Origin of the sequence: Vibrio penaeicida (assembly GCF_002933855.1) — a bacterium.
Lineage (GTDB): Bacteria > Pseudomonadota > Gammaproteobacteria > Enterobacterales > Vibrionaceae > Vibrio > Vibrio penaeicida_A.
In genome coordinates this window covers 18,972-33,810 of sequence record NZ_BFAQ01000041.1, presented here as the reverse complement: position 1 = coordinate 33,810, position 14,839 = coordinate 18,972, and the positions used below count along the sequence as shown (strand labels likewise).

The 14,839-nt window shown below is 45.1% G+C and carries 16 protein-coding genes; all 16 read right to left on the bottom strand.

All coding sequences use genetic code 11. The annotated features are described in order from the left end of the window. Positions 1-6: 6 nt before the first annotated feature. Positions 7-729 (bottom strand): protein phosphatase CheZ, encoded by a 723-nt coding sequence (locus VPNCDNU1_RS21660; protein WP_104402270.1) that lies wholly within the window; start codon positions 727-729, stop codon positions 7-9. 59 nt (positions 730-788) lie between these two features. Next, positions 789-1,157, bottom strand: a complete 369-nt coding sequence (gene cheY / locus VPNCDNU1_RS21655; RefSeq protein ID WP_000697871.1) for a chemotaxis response regulator CheY — start codon at positions 1,155-1,157, stop codon at positions 789-791. A gap of 44 nt (positions 1,158-1,201) precedes the next feature. Beyond that, the gene (locus VPNCDNU1_RS21650) at positions 1,202-1,936 is read right to left on the bottom strand and encodes an RNA polymerase sigma factor FliA (RefSeq protein WP_104402269.1); all 735 of its coding nucleotides are present in this window, start codon (positions 1,934-1,936) and stop codon (positions 1,202-1,204) included. Then, positions 1,929-2,816, bottom strand: coding sequence for a MinD/ParA family protein (locus VPNCDNU1_RS21645; protein ID WP_101112794.1), 888 nt, complete (start codon positions 2,814-2,816; stop codon positions 1,929-1,931). The genes VPNCDNU1_RS21650 and VPNCDNU1_RS21645 overlap by 8 nt, the downstream gene beginning before the upstream one ends. A gap of 13 nt (positions 2,817-2,829) precedes the next feature. Beyond that, on the bottom strand, positions 2,830-4,326 hold the full coding sequence (flhF, locus tag VPNCDNU1_RS21640; protein WP_104402268.1) for a flagellar biosynthesis protein FlhF: 1,497 nt from the start codon (positions 4,324-4,326) through the stop codon (positions 2,830-2,832). Between the two features lie 25 nt (positions 4,327-4,351). Next, on the bottom strand, positions 4,352-6,445 hold the full coding sequence (gene flhA / locus VPNCDNU1_RS21635) for a flagellar biosynthesis protein FlhA (RefSeq protein WP_104402267.1): 2,094 nt from the start codon (positions 6,443-6,445) through the stop codon (positions 4,352-4,354). Positions 6,446-6,564: 119 nt separating this feature from the next. Beyond that, on the bottom strand, positions 6,565-7,695 hold the full coding sequence (gene flhB / locus VPNCDNU1_RS21630; RefSeq protein ID WP_104402266.1) for a flagellar biosynthesis protein FlhB: 1,131 nt from the start codon (positions 7,693-7,695) through the stop codon (positions 6,565-6,567). Positions 7,696-7,717: 22 nt separating this feature from the next. Beyond that, the gene (gene fliR, locus VPNCDNU1_RS21625) at positions 7,718-8,500 is read right to left on the bottom strand and encodes a flagellar biosynthetic protein FliR (protein ID WP_101112815.1); all 783 of its coding nucleotides are present in this window, start codon (positions 8,498-8,500) and stop codon (positions 7,718-7,720) included. An 8-nt stretch (positions 8,501-8,508) separates the two neighbouring features. Next, positions 8,509-8,778, bottom strand: a complete 270-nt coding sequence (fliQ, locus tag VPNCDNU1_RS21620) for a flagellar biosynthesis protein FliQ (RefSeq protein WP_101112817.1) — start codon at positions 8,776-8,778, stop codon at positions 8,509-8,511. Between the two features lie 12 nt (positions 8,779-8,790). Continuing rightward, on the bottom strand, positions 8,791-9,660 hold the full coding sequence (gene fliP / locus VPNCDNU1_RS21615; RefSeq protein ID WP_104402265.1) for a flagellar type III secretion system pore protein FliP: 870 nt from the start codon (positions 9,658-9,660) through the stop codon (positions 8,791-8,793). After that, positions 9,647-10,030 (bottom strand): flagellar biosynthetic protein FliO, encoded by a 384-nt coding sequence (fliO, locus tag VPNCDNU1_RS21610; RefSeq protein WP_104402264.1) that lies wholly within the window; start codon positions 10,028-10,030, stop codon positions 9,647-9,649. Before fliO ends, fliP begins: the two co-directional genes overlap by 14 nt. A 2-nt stretch (positions 10,031-10,032) precedes the next feature. Continuing rightward, entirely contained in the window at positions 10,033-10,440 is a 408-nt protein-coding gene (gene fliN / locus VPNCDNU1_RS21605) for a flagellar motor switch protein FliN (RefSeq protein ID WP_101112822.1), read from the bottom strand. Positions 10,441-10,450: 10 nt separating this feature from the next. Then, entirely contained in the window at positions 10,451-11,530 is a 1,080-nt protein-coding gene (gene fliM, locus VPNCDNU1_RS21600) for a flagellar motor switch protein FliM (RefSeq protein WP_101112824.1), read from the bottom strand. Between the two features lie 7 nt (positions 11,531-11,537). Beyond that, complete coding sequence (fliL, locus tag VPNCDNU1_RS21595) at positions 11,538-12,032, bottom strand: flagellar basal body-associated protein FliL (protein ID WP_104402263.1); 495 nt, start codon at positions 12,030-12,032, stop codon at positions 11,538-11,540. A 36-nt stretch (positions 12,033-12,068) separates the two neighbouring features. Then, on the bottom strand, positions 12,069-14,204 hold the full coding sequence (locus VPNCDNU1_RS21590; RefSeq protein ID WP_104402262.1) for a flagellar hook-length control protein FliK: 2,136 nt from the start codon (positions 14,202-14,204) through the stop codon (positions 12,069-12,071). 191 nt (positions 14,205-14,395) lie between these two features. Next, the gene (gene fliJ / locus VPNCDNU1_RS21585; protein WP_104402261.1) at positions 14,396-14,839 is read right to left on the bottom strand and encodes a flagellar export protein FliJ; all 444 of its coding nucleotides are present in this window, start codon (positions 14,837-14,839) and stop codon (positions 14,396-14,398) included.

Here is a 14,839-nt window from a genome sequence, read left to right as displayed (position 1 = left end):
TAACCCCTAGAAGCCAAGACTCGACAGCAAGTCATCAACATCGTCTTGTGAAGCGACAGCGTCTTCACGCTCGTGAGCGTTAATAATTGGGCCTTCTGCTTCGGCACCATTCTTCGCTTTGTCCTCTTCGTGCTCGTCTGTTTGTTGCTCAACACCAAAGGCCGTCAAAATTTCGACAAGTCGGTCTTCTACCTCACGAACTAAGGTAATGACACGTCTAATGATTTGTCCAGTAAGGTCTTGAAAGTCCTGAGCCATAAGAATTTCCGTTAATTGGCTTCTTAACTCAGAGCTATCCCCTTCTACCTGGGTCATCAGTTCATCGATTCGATGGCAAAGAGATTTAAACTCATCCAACTCAATACGCCCGTTCATAAGTCGGTTCCATTGAGGGCGAACCAGCATTAAATGTTCATGCAGATTGTCAGCCATTGGAAGAGAACGTTCGACCGCGTCCATAGTTTTATTTGCTGCGGTTTCCGTTTTTTCTATCACATACTCTAGACGATCTCTCGCATCAGGGATTTCATCTGTAGCGATTTCATTCATTCGCTGATCGACTTTGAATTGCGTTAAAGAATCGTGCAATTCACGAGTCAATGTTCCAATTTCATGGATCACTGGGTTCTCGATAGTCTTTGAAATGGATTTGACGAGATCGTTAGCTTCTTGTTGCTTGTCGCTTTCCAACAAGCTAACCAACTCTTTCGCTTGCTCTAAAGAAATCATTCTACTTTTGCCCTTTCAACGCCTCTGTATGTGTGTTTGTTATAAGCGTAATAATGGCTTTACAAACGCTCGAAGATTTTATCTAGTTTTTCTTTCAGCGTTGCAGCAGTAAAAGGTTTGACGATGTAACCGTTAACCCCTGCCTGTGCTGCTTCGATAATTTGCTCGCGCTTGGCTTCAGCAGTAATCATCAAAACAGGAAGGTGCTTAAGCTCATCATCAGCTCGGATATTCTTGAGCAGATCAATACCTTGCATTCCAGGCATGTTCCAATCCGTTACGACGAAGTCAAATTCGCCTTTCTTGAGCATCGGTAAAGCGGTAAGACCATCATCAGCTTCCTGAGTGTTATTGAAACCCAGGTCACGAAGTAGGTTCTTAACAATACGGCGCATTGTTGAAAAGTCGTCAACAATGAGGATCTTCATGTTTTTATTCAAAATTGCCTCCACTGAGGTCGAAGTCAGTGTTATTACTCGTTAAGTGTCCACGCACTAAGCTTAGCTCGTAAACGTTGCATAGATTGGCTATGTATTTGACTAACGCGAGATTCGCTGACATCTAATACTTCCCCAATTTCTTTTAAATTTAGCTCTTCATCGTAATAAAGCGAGAGAACTAGGGCTTCCCTTTCAGGAAGAGTTTTAATAGCTTCAATAAGGGCATGTCGGAAAGATTCGTCTGCTACCCCTTTGAATGGTAGGTTATCTTCGGACGCTTCGTGTGGAGATATTGCATCTTCTGACACACCAAGGTCTTCAATTCCTACCAGTCGTGAACAGTTTATATCAGTTAGCGCATTATGGTACTGTTCTAGCGACATATTTAAGTGTTTGGCTACTTCTGCATCAGTTGGATCACGGTTTAATTGTGATTCTAGCTCATTTATTGCCTGACTGATGCTTCGATTGTTCTTATGTACCGATCTTGGTACCCAGTCCCCGCGTCGCATTTCGTCCAACATAGCGCCGCGAATCCTAATACCAGCATAGGTTTCAAAGCTTGCGCCTTTACTTCCATCGTAGTTTTGCTGAGCTTCAATTAACCCTATCATTCCTGCTTGAATCAGATCATCCACCAAAACACTAGGTGGCAATCGACCAATGAGATGATGGGCAATTCGCTTTACAAGATCGGAGTAACGCTCCAAAAAAGCTGACTGGCTTCCTGGGTTACCAAATTGATCGTATGTCAGCGCCTTAGTCACCAAAAGGCTCTCCTGCTACTTCTCTGTTATTAAGTAAGCGTTCAACAAAAAACTCTAAATGTCCACTCGGAGTTTTAGGAATTGGCCAAGTTAATGCTTTGTTTGCTAACGAACTGATAGCCAATGCAGCCGGAGAACGCGGAAATGCGTCCACCACAATCTTCTGCTTTTTCACCGCTTGACGTACTTTATCATCAAGAGGGATACAAGCGACGAGCTCGAGACTAACATTGAGAAATCGTTCTGTGACCAAGGTCAACTTTGCAAACAATTCTCGCCCTTCACGGTAACTTCTTACCATATTGGCTACAATTTTAAAGCGTTGAACCTGATGTTCACGACTTAATAGTTTAATTAATGCATAGGCATCTGTAATGGATGTAGGCTCATCACACACTACGATCAAGACATCTTGAGCTGCACGTGAAAAACTTACGACCATATCTGAAATACCTGCCGCGGTATCAATCAGAAGTACATCCATATCTTCTTCAAGAGAACCGAAAGCACGAATTAAACCAGCATGTTGGGCTGGTGACAACTCTGTCATGCTTTGAGTGCCTGAAGTGGCTGGAATAATTTTAACGCCAAAGGGTCCTTCAACCATGGCGTCTTTTAGCTCGCATTCTCCAGCCAACACGTGCCCTAGGTTTCTTTTTGGTCTAATACCTAGCATTACGTCAACGTTGGCTAACCCGAGATCGGCATCCAACACTACAACTTTTTTGCCTTGACGCGCCATTGAAAGAGCTAAACCAAGAGTGACATTTGTTTTACCAACACCGCCTTTACCACCAGTAACCGAAATTACTTTAGTAAGAGTTGGTTGCGTTAAGCGACGGAGGCCGCTGGCTTGATCTTGTATCATATTTTTATTCATAGTAGTCCGCCGCTTAAAGTCCTTCCGATTCACTATTCCAATAGTGAGGTTCATCTTCCGCTGACTTCTCTAGCAACTCATTTGCTTTTGCAAGCATATACTTAGGTTGAGCTATCACAATATCCTCTGGCACCCTCTGTCCATTGGCAATGTAAGCCACAGGGATGGCATTTTGAATAACCACGCTGATAACCTCTCCTAAGCTCAGGGATTCATCTAACTTGGTCAAAATACAACCAGAAAGAGGAATCCGTTTAAAATGGTCGATGGTTTCTTGCAGCACTTTTCGCTGTGCTGTTGTAGGTAAAACGAGATAGCTGCTAATAACTTCACCGCTTTCCTGCATTAGAGTATCTAGCTGTTCGGAGAGTCGTACATCTCTCTGCCCCATCCCAGCAGTGTCAATTAAGATAAGTCTTCGATTTCTAAGCTGATATATGACTTCGGCAAGTTGCTCAGAATCTTTAGCAACTCTTACCGGACAGCCCATAATTCGTCCATAAATAGACAGTTGTTCGTGTGCACCAATACGATAGGTGTCTGTTGTCACCAAAGCGACGTTGTCTGCGCCATACTCCATAGCCGCTCGCGCTGCCAGTTTTGCGACTGTTGTTGTCTTACCCACACCTGTAGGTCCGAGCAAAGCCACAACGCCACCGCGTTTTAAAATGTCTTCACGAGGAATGGTTACTTGATCTGAAATCAGGCCTAACAATGCTTTCCAAGCGTGTACTGGTGGAGTGTCTTCTGGGATGTAGCATGCCATTTGGTCTGCAAGCTCCTGAGAAACACCCATTCGCTCCAATCGCTTAATTAACATCGCTCTTAGAGGCTCACGTCGCTCAACCTCTTGCCACATTAATCCGGACACTTGATGCTCAAGTAGGCGACGTATAGACGTCATCTCTTCTCGCATGTTCTCCAGTTCTTCTGGATTTCCATTATCACGCGTATCTCTTTCACCTTTGTCGTAGCGAGTAGGATCTAACTTAGGCGCACGCCTTTCTGTGGAAGAGTCATCTTTGAGTAATCGAGACAACCCTGACTCTTCAGCAAGCGAGCGACCAGAAGCCCCCATACCTGAAGGTGCGGAAGAACGACGGCGATCGTAAGGTTCTGAGTCTTTGTTCGAAGATTGACGTTTTAACAGCGCTTCCAATGAATCTGCTTCTGTACTTTTTTCTGAGTCAGCTTCTTGGCTGTACTGCTTTAGCATATTGGCAAAACGGCGAGTCATTGAGCCGCTCCCCTCGCCTAAGCTGACTTTGTCATCTTTCAGCTCTCTTCTCGTTGATGTAGATGACATTTGTGAATAGTCGTTTGAGGCACGAGAAGGGCTAGAATCTCTATTTCCATTTTTTGCCGCACTGTCACCGTCGATTGCTGCGACAATTTCAACGCCGCCAGTCACTCGCTTGTTAGACATGATCACGGCATCTGATCCAAGCTCTTCTTTCACTTGAAGCAGCGCACCGCGCATATCTTTGGCAAAAAATCGTTTAATTTTCAAAATCGCTTTCCAAATCTAACAATGTTTAGTTTCCGACGGCCTGAACAATTCTAATTTGCTTTTCATCCGGTATTTCCTGATAGGAAAGCACCCTTAGGTTCGGGATGGTGTTCTTCACAAATTTTGCGAGTGTTGTTCTTAATACACCTGATGTCAGTAATACTGCTGGCTCACCCTTGAGCTCTTGGTCATGCGTGGCTTGGCTTAAAGAGGACTGCAATCGCTCTGCTAACCCTGGTTCAATTCCTGCCGACTCTCCACCTGACGCCTGCATAGTTTGATGCAATATTTGTTCCAACTCAGGAATCAAGGTAATTACTGGCAATTCAGGCTCTATCCCATTGATTTCTTGCACGATTAATCGTTTCAGTGAAATTCGAACTGCAGCAGTAAGTATGTCGGGTTCTTGACTCTTTGATGAATACTCGGACAAAGTTTGAACAATGGTTCGAATATCTCGAATAGGGATGGCTTCATTGAGCAAGTTTTGTAGTACTTTAACAACCACACCAAGTTGAAGCTGGTCCGGTACAAAATTCTCGACCAATTTCGGTGCATTTCTTCCCAGCATTTCCAATAGATTTTGAACTTCTTCATGACCAATTAACTGGGAAGCATTGTTTGTGAGTAGCTGACTCAAGTGAGTCGCAAGTACTGTTGACGAATCGACAACGGTATAGCCTAGAGCTTGAGCCGTTTCCTTCTGATCGTCTTTCACCCACACGGCTTCTAAGCCAAATGCAGGGTCAATTGTCGCTTCACCCTCTACTACGCCATAAACTTGACCGGGGTTAATCGCCAACTCTTGATCGGCACGAATTTCGGCTTCTCCCACTGCCACACCCATTAACGTTATGCGATAACTGTTTGGCGGGAGTTCGAGATTATCGCGAATGTGTACAGCGGGTATGAGGAAACCAAAATCTTGTGATAGCTTTTTACGGACACCTTTCACACGCTCAAGCAGTTCTCCACCTTGGTCTCTATCGACCAATGGAATTAAGCGATAACCGACCTCTAATCCTATTACGTCAACTGGCTGAACATCGTCCCAAGATAGTTCTTTCTGAGAAACGGGCTCTGCCTCTTGTTTCGCTGGCGTTTTCGGCTTGTTCGCTTCCTCTTTTTGTTTTTTGCTAATGTAGTAAGCACCACCGCCCGCAATCATAGCTAACAGTAGGAAAGCAAAGTGAGGCATCCCAGGCACAATACCCATAACCCCTAATATGCCTGCTGTGATCATCAGCGCTTTAGGGTTATCGAACATCTGGAACACCATTTGTTGTCCCATATCTTCGTCAGTATTTTGGCGAGTCACCATGATCGCAGCGCCAATCGAGAGCAAGAGTGACGGCAATTGAGCGACCAAACCATCACCAATGGTGAGCAATGTGTATATTTGAACCGCATCGCCAAAATTCACATCATGCTGGATCATACCGATAGATAGACCGCCGATGATGTTGATGAACAGGATCAAAATACCAGCAATGGCATCCCCTTTTACAAACTTTGACGCACCATCCATCGAACCATAGAAATCGGCTTCTTTGGTGACTTCAAAGCGACGAGTTCTGGCTTGTTCCTGATCGATAAGACCCGCATTCAAATCGGCATCAATCGCCATTTGTTTACCTGGCAATGCATCCAAAGTAAATCGAGCGCTTACCTCTGAAATTCGCCCAGCACCTTTGGTAACAACCATGAAGTTAATGATCATTAAGATAAGGAAGACAACCAAACCAACGGCGTAGTTACCACCGATAACAACATTACCAAAGGCTTCGATTACGTTACCTGCCGCGCCGGGACCTTCGTGACCATAAAGTAAAACAACACGAGTAGAAGCCACGTTGAGCGCAAGCCTCATTAAAGTAGCAACCAGCAATACAGTAGGAAACGCAGCGAAATCGAGAGGGCGACGTGTGTATACCGTCACTAACAAAACAACCATTGCGAGTGCAATATTGAACGTGAACATTAAATCCAACAGAAACGGAGGCATAGGCAACACAATCATCGCCAGTGTCGCGAGGACCAGTACCGGAGCCCCTATTGCGGGCATTGCCCGATTACTCATATTGGGCAGTTTTTCTGCAAATGGCAGGTTCAATTTCATAAGAAGCTAAATAGAAGATTTATAAGTTAAAACGCAAGGTGAAGGCTATTATGCAAATTCCAGTCCATTTGAATAGTCAAAAATTTGTCTTATCGATAGATAGCGAGAGTATTGAATTATCAATGTCTTAAGTCTGGTGGAATCGGCATGTTCTGCTCTTTTAGTGTAGGGCGGTCTCCGCCTCGTTTTCGGAACTGCTTCAATTGGAATACGTACGCAAGTACTTGAGCCACCGCCGTAAATAGACCGTCAGGAATTTGTTGTTCCAGCTCAGTCGAATGATAAAGTGCACGTGCAAGAGGTGGTGCAGGGACGACGTAAATATCGTGCTCTCTAGCGATTTCTCGAATTTTCAACGCGATATGATCAGTACCTTTAGCGACCACAATTGGCGCTTTGTCGGTTTTTTGATTGTAGCGAAGCGCAACAGAGAAGTGCTCAGGGTTGGTTATAATCACATCGGCCTGTGGAACATCTGCCATCATCCGACGCTGCGCCATTTCACGCTGAAGCATTCTAATGCGCCCTTTCACCTCTGGCTTACCTTCCGTCTCCTTGAATTCATCTTTCACTTCCTGCTTAGTCATTTTTAACTGATTCGCGTGCTGCCAAATTTGGAAAGGGATATCGATGGCAACCACGACCAGCAATGAGCAGCTAATGAGCAACGTGAAGTTAAGCAGAATATCCAAAGCATGGAATATGTTGGCTGGAAACAAGTCTAAACTCAGCTGAAACAAGTCTTTACGAGACGCTTGTATCAAGTAAAACGCAACGCCCGCGACCAGCAGTACTTTCAAGATTGATTTAATCAGTTCAACCCAACTCTGCATACCAACCATTCGTTTTAGGCCGCTAAGTGGGTTCATTTTAGACGCTTTTGGCATCGCGGCTTCAACCGAAAAGCTGATCCCCCCTACGCCAGCAGCACCTGCTAAGGCTGCAACAAACAGAGTAATCAAAATCAGAAGAAGAGGAAGAATTAGGTAAACCATGGCTCCGAAGATGATTTCGATAAGCTTGCCAAAGTCGTAGATTTCCTCTCGACTCAATGAGAACAGGCGCGACATCACCGTGAACAACCCTCTTGCGAGAGATTCACCGAACCACATTAGCGCCACAGACCCAATAACTAAAACAGACACGGAAGCAAGTTCCTTAGAGCGGGCGACTTGCCCTTTTTCTCTCGCCTGTTTTAGCCGCCTGGGCGTGGCGTCTTCTGTGCGTTCCTGACCGTCTGATTCTGCCAAAAAAGCCTCCTAGCGCTTTGACCTAACAATTCATATCGATAAGGCGGCATATTTGCCCACGCCCTTCGAGCCAAATCAAGTCGTAGTGGGTAAACAACCCAGCGATGATATACCAACAAATCAGCAAACCGACTAACAAGGCAAACGCAAAGCCGAGCGAGAATATGTTCAATTGGGGCGCAGCTCTTGTCATTACCCCGAACGACAAATTAATGGTAAGTAGAGCGATAATGCCCGACAACGACATACTCAGCGCCATTTTAAACATAGTACCAAACCACAAAGCGAGCTCTCGGTAATCAACCGAATTCAACGCCCCTTGCCCGATAGGTAAAGCCGTAAAACTCATAACAACCAACTGGATCATTTGCAGGTGACCATCAGTCGATAGGAAAAACATGGTCGCCAAAAACATAAACAACTGACCAAGTAAGGGTGTGTTTTGTCCATTTGCTGGATCCACCATAGATGCAAAACCCAAACTGGATTGCATACCTAAGATTTGACCCAGTACAACAAACGTTTGCAGCATAAATTGGGTAACGGTTCCCATGGCAATACCAATCACCAATTGCTCAAACGTCGTTAAAAAACCTTGGAACGACAATAGCTCGATATCTTCAGGAACGGCTGGAATAGCGGGCATTACCGCAAACGTAATGGCGAGACCTAGATACAAACGGATTCGGGTAGATACAAATCTTGCACCCGTCACGGTCATGACCATTAACATGGCTGAAATCCGGCTATAAGGCCAGAAGTAGTTTGCTATCCAGTCGAGAATGATGTCTGCAGAAAACTCCATATCCGCCTCTAATGCAGAACAGTTGGCATGCGTTCAATCAGCTCGAAGAAAAACTCCATCAGCATACGTGTCATCCAATGCCCGAATAACATCAAAGCCAAGAGCGTGACAACTAGCCTAGGAAGAAAACTCAGTGTTTGTTCGTTGATGGACGTAGCCGCTTGGAAAATGGCAACAACCAAACCAATAATAAGGCTGGGAATGATGATTGCGCATACCATAACCAGAACCAGCCAAAGTGATTCTCGGAAAAGGTCAACGAACATTTCAGGAGTCATACATTCCCTCCGCTATATCGCAAAACTGCCAGCTAAAGTGGACAAGATGAGGTTCCAACCATCAACCAACACAAATAGCATGAGTTTAAAAGGCAAAGAAACGATCATAGGAGAAAGCATCATCATACCCATGGCCATCAATACAGAGGCAACCACTAAGTCGATGACCAAAAATGGCAAAAAGAGCATAAAGCCAATCTGAAACGCTGTCTTCAACTCCGACGTAATAAACGCAGGGATCAAAATACTCATCGGTACGTCTTCAGGATTGTCTACTTGAGCACCTGAAATATTGACAAATGTTTCCAAATCCTTAACGCGCGTCTGCTTAAGCATGAAGTCCTTCATAGGCACTTGCGCAAAGGTAAACGCATCACGAGCGGTTATTTGTTCGTTTACATATGGCTGAATGGCTTCATTATTTACTCGATCTATTACAGGGGACATGATGAAAAAGGTGAGAAAAATGGCTATACCAATGATCACCTGATTAGACGGCGTTTGTTGCAAACCCATCGCCTGACGCAATATCGACATCACCACGACAATTCGGGTAAACGACGTCATCAAAATCACCATTGCGGGCAGGAAGCCCAACAATGTCATCAAGGCCAAGACTTGCAAGTTTATTGAGTAATCTTCAGTGCCATCAGGATTCGTAGTAACGGTTATCGCTGGAATACCACTTCCAGGGGCACCACCAGAGATAAACGCACTCGAAGACCCTGTCGCAGTCTGCGATTCTGCTACCGCAATATTTTGCGCACCCACCGCATTAGTGGGAATTGAACTCGCCAATTCTTCCTGCGCGACAACCGAGGTTGAATGGCATAAAAACAGAAACGCTGCCAGTAAGGCAGCGATAAAATTATTTTTTTTCATCTTTTTTCAATAACTGACTAAGTTGTTGGGCGAAGGGTGCCGACACGGGTTGCGCGTCTTCGACAGGCTTGTCCAGTTTAGAAACCAAATTGATAGAGTTCGCGGTTATGCCTACGAGAAACTGCTCTTCTCCAGCCTGCACTATCACTAGCCGTTCTTTTGTTCCAACAGGCAGCTGGCGGACTATTTTTAGCCCGTCTTGCCCCATCATACTAGGCAAACGCATTCGCTTTAATGCCCATGCCAATATGAAAATAATCGCGATAACAAAGAGCAAAGATCCCAGTGTTGCAGCCATATCTAACTGACCAGCACTGGAGGCCAATGCAGGAGCAGGCAGAAACAACCACCAGCCAAAGAGTTTTTTCATGGCTACCTAAGTTTCTTGATTCGTTCAGTTTGGCTAATAACGTCGGTTAGACGAATACCAAACTTGTCGTTCACCACAACGACTTCACCGTGCGCGATCAAAGTTCCATTGACCAGTACATCCAGTGATTCACCAGCAACTCGATCCAATTCAACAACGGAACCTTGGTTCAGTTGTAATAAGTTACGAATGCTGATTTGTGAACGCCCAACTTCCATCGAAATTGTGACGGGAATATCCATGATGGTGTCGAGTTTACGACGCTCATCTTCAGAAATCGGAGCTGGCTCATTAGACAATTCTTCAAGGGGAGCCGCTTCAACATCATCATCGCCACCAGATGCTAACGGGTCTTCGCCTAACGCAGCGGCCCATTCATCTGCCAGTTTTTGATCTTCGTTTGGATCCATACTCAATCACCTACTCATTTGTTTCTGGCGAGATTTCTTCAAACTCATCGCCACTATCTAGTTCTGATTCCATGTCATTGCCAAGGAATACCAAATCGGACTTAACCACATCTGGACGCTTAATTTTTTCAGATACCTGAACAGCCAATTTATCACCGGAGCGACCCATTTTAACTCGGTATGTAGGCAGTTCTTCTACAAACATTGTCGCATTTTCAGGCATCTCAATTGGGATAATGTCGCCAGGTCTTAATTCCATCAAGTCGCGAAGGGAAATATCCCGCTCTAACAAGTTCACTCGGAAATTGACGGGAACATCCATAATTTCTTCTTTTAGCGCCGAGCTCCAACGTACGTCAGTTTCCATCTTATCGGATTGAACACCGGCATCTAAAAGCTCACGGATCGGTTCAACCATGGAGTATGGCATCACAACATGAAAGTCACCGCCTCCACCATCCACTTCAATATGGAAACTGCTCACGACGATCACCTCCGTCGGGCTCACGATATTCGCCATACTTGGGTTTACTTCTGAATCCAAATACTCAAATTCAACGCCCATAACAGGTGACCACGCTTCTTGATAATCTGCAAATACGATTTTCAGAAGCAGTTGGATAATTCGACGTTCCGTCGGTGTAAACTCTCGCCCTTCGATCCGAGCATGGAAACGACCATCGCCACCAAAGAAGTTTTCCACCAAGATAAAGACTAATCGCGCTTCCATGGTAATAAGCGCTGTACCTTTAAGTGGTCTAAAACGCACCATGTTCAAACTGGTTGGTACATAAAGGGTGTTTTGGTATTCACCAAACTTCACCATTTGCACACCGTTAATCGATACCTCTGCGGTTTTTCGCAGCATGTTAAACAAACTTATTCGCAAGTGCCGAGCAAAGCGCTCATTGATGAGCTCCAAGGTCGGCATTCGACCACGAACAATTCTGTCTTGAGACGAAAAATCATAGTCGGATGTGTTCTCGGGGGACCCACCACCGGCATCAAGATCATCATCATCTCCGTCATCTACATCATCTACACCATGCAGTAACGCATCAATCTCATCTTGGCTTAATAAGTCTGTCACAGGATACCTATTGCATTACGAAGTCAGTGAACAGCACTTTCTCAATGACAGGCTGCCCTACTAGCTGACTCAAAGCAGCTTTAATATCGTCAGTTGCCTGATCACGTAGCTGCCCACGACCTAAAGGAGTGCGAAGTTGCTCAGCAGTAGCGACTCCAAACGTTGAAAGAAGGGTACTTTCAATCAGAGGAGAATGGTGTTTTGCCGTTCCCTCGTTATCGCCCCCTCTCACCATAATTTGGACTTTGATTTGCACCAATCGGTCTTTTTTATCTCCGGTAACGTTGAACACAAACGGCTGCGGGATATTGACATAAGAAGCGGGCTCATTGGTTGGTACTGCCGCCTCTTCTGCTGCCGGAGCTTCTTCTGAAGGATCGGAACCCATCAAGAAAAAGGCTGCGCCACCACCGCCAGCGAGTAAAACGACTACCGCTATGATGATGATCAGGAGTTTACTTTTTCCTTTGGGCGCTTCTGCGTCTTGTTGTTCTTCTGCCATAAACGTCTCGGTTAAATAGAAGGTTAAGTTATAATGTTAAGCGTAAAAACTGATTCCATCACGGTTTGGTTTCACATCAACGTTAACTTCGAGCGATTCGTCACCCTCTGAGCCGAATTCGCTGTCAATGCCATCGCCGTCTTTACCTTTTCCGGAACCTTGCCCCGCAACATACTGACTTTGTTGCTGTTGCCCAGCATTTTGCTGCTGAACGGACGTATCTGCAAGCTGTAAACCTTGTTGAGACAACATTTCTCTCAATCTGGGCATTGCTTGTTCAACAATGTCTCGGGTTTGTTGGTTCGCAACCGTAAACTGAACCGACGCGATGTCGTTATTCATTGTCATCCGAATTTGCATTCGCCCTAATTCTGGTGGGTCTAATCGAATATCAACATTTTTGAGGTTTTTAGACAGCATCATTTGCACACGTTCAGCGAGCTGATCGCCAGCTGCTGCACCGTCTCGGGATAATTGCAGCGGTGATTGCTGAGCAGCCGCTAAGGCTTGTCCCTCTGCTTTAGCTTGTGCACCAGTTAATCCTTGTTGCGAAGCGACACCAGCGAGTTGTTGGGAAAAATCAGCTTTTTCACCATGACCGTTTTCATTGCCTTTAGCCAGTTTAGTCGCGCCTAAAACAGCAGCACTTCCGGCTACAGATGCTGCTGCCACATTACTGGTTTGAGTCGCTGCACCAGCCGTCATGCTTTGTGCGATCATCTGCTGGTTCATCGCTGCGGCACTGATTTCTTGTGGCATAACTTGCGTCGCAGAAGCCGCCGCCATTCTATCGGCAGGAAGCGGAGTCGACGTTGGGTTTGCTAAATGGGCAGCAAGTGCTGCGCTAGCGGCCATTTTGGCATTATTAGAAGACTCTATAACGCCTTTAGCTGCTTGCAATTCTGCTTTGCTCATCTCCGCTGATGTTGTTGTCCACATTGGCTCGGTGTACTGACCTTGAAGTTGTTCAGAAGCAATCAAGGGTTGCCCATCAAACGATGTTTCAGTAGCTACCTGATTTGCGATAACTCCAGCCCCAACAGCACTAGCTTGAGCTCCTTTCAAGTCTACTTTTGAGGTATCTGAAAACGTTGTTGCAAGTTTCGTATCAGAATCCATAGGTGAATGAGTAACTGTATTTTTTGTCCAGTCAATCTGTGCGTCTTGAGGGCTTTGGTTAGAGTGCTTCAAACCATTTTGACTTACTGTGCCAGTAGCTGTTGCTGCACTTGCAAGCAGAGCACTTTCATCACTCAGTTCATTGATTTCTTGAGATATTCCGGTTTTACCAGACTGTTGAAGTGATTCGGTTCCGATTTGAATTCCATCAACAGAAGAGTTTGCCACCGCTTCAGCTGATGTTTGTGCAATTTGACCTTGGTTGGCGACAACCATACCTCCAGAAGCCATACCTCCAGAAACGGCGGCCGCGCCTTTCACAAAGTCACTGCTTGTTTCATCTGTCATTTGTGCAGACGAAAGCTGACTCGTTTCTGTTGATGCCGCACCAACAGTAGCCGCTCCCACTCCGGTAGAAGCGTCAACATTAGGCTGCTGTAGATATTTAGATTTGGCATCGGCTATAGCCTGTTCAGAAACGGTCTTTTCCTTTAATGGCTGGACTGTCGCTCCTGCCACAGCCGCAGAACCTTGTGGCAACTTGTTGCCATTGGCGTCAACCTGCTCCGTTAGATTAGCATCGGCTGGGATGTCTTTTGTTTTTAAAGCCTTATTCGAATCGTCTAGCCGACCAAGCAAGTCATTACCTTCCGTCATTGTCTGGTCAACGTTTTGTTTTTTAGCGTGTTTTACTTCTTTAGATACGTCTGAATTTTCTTCAGAATGTGAGAGAAGCTTGTCGACAGATTCTTCACCACTGGTTTCATCTGTCGATCCTGCTGCCGCAGCGGCAACCTTTGACGATTCAGAACCTTTGCCTTCCACATCCTCAGTACCTAGCTCACCTTTTGTTTTGCTAGATTCTTCTGAACTATCTGCTTTGATTTTTTTACTTGATTCTGCGGGTTCAGACTCAGAGGAAAAGACAGATTTTAGCGCGTTAAGAAATCCTCCCGATTCGCTTTCTTGTGCAGAATCAGTAGATTGGCTGGATTTTCCGAGCAAATAGGACTTGCTTCCGGATTCGTTCACTGACAGAGGATTTTGGCTCATAAACACACTCTCTATGCGTTGGTTCACTCTAGTGACCAACTGCGTCACGATTAACAGTCGACTTTCGGCGATTCAATTCAGTTTATATAAGTCAGAAAGTTTGCAAAAAATGAGCCAATTTGAATTCATATACTCAAGTTACCTAAAGATGCTAGGTTCAGCGAGAATTGCTTGGCTTTCAAGCTACAAGACTAAAAAGAACTTTTTCTACGAGCAAATTGCAAAGTAGAAAACTCATCCATTTGTCTTTGCTCTACTTTTTCTTGTTGAATACGCTTATCCTTTGCTTTCTTTTCAATCATCCACTCATAAGAACGACGGTTTTTTCGAGTCTCCAACCAGTGTTCTTCACAATTGTTGACCTGTGAAACAAAGTGTTCTTCGGCAGCTTTTTGCTTAGCTAAAGTTTCATCCAGCTGAGTTAAGAATCGGTTTAAGTGTCCATACTCACTCGCAGTAAGTCCACCTTTTCCACGCTCTACCAATTGGTTGCAATAATCCAGTCTGTATTTTTCTATTTGCTCGACTTGACGATAGTAATCTTCGAGCTCTGCTCTCGACTTATTAAGAGCCGACACAGATTGAGATTCTTTATCTTTCGCCTGTTCCAATAAAAACTCTAGAGCATTATTCAC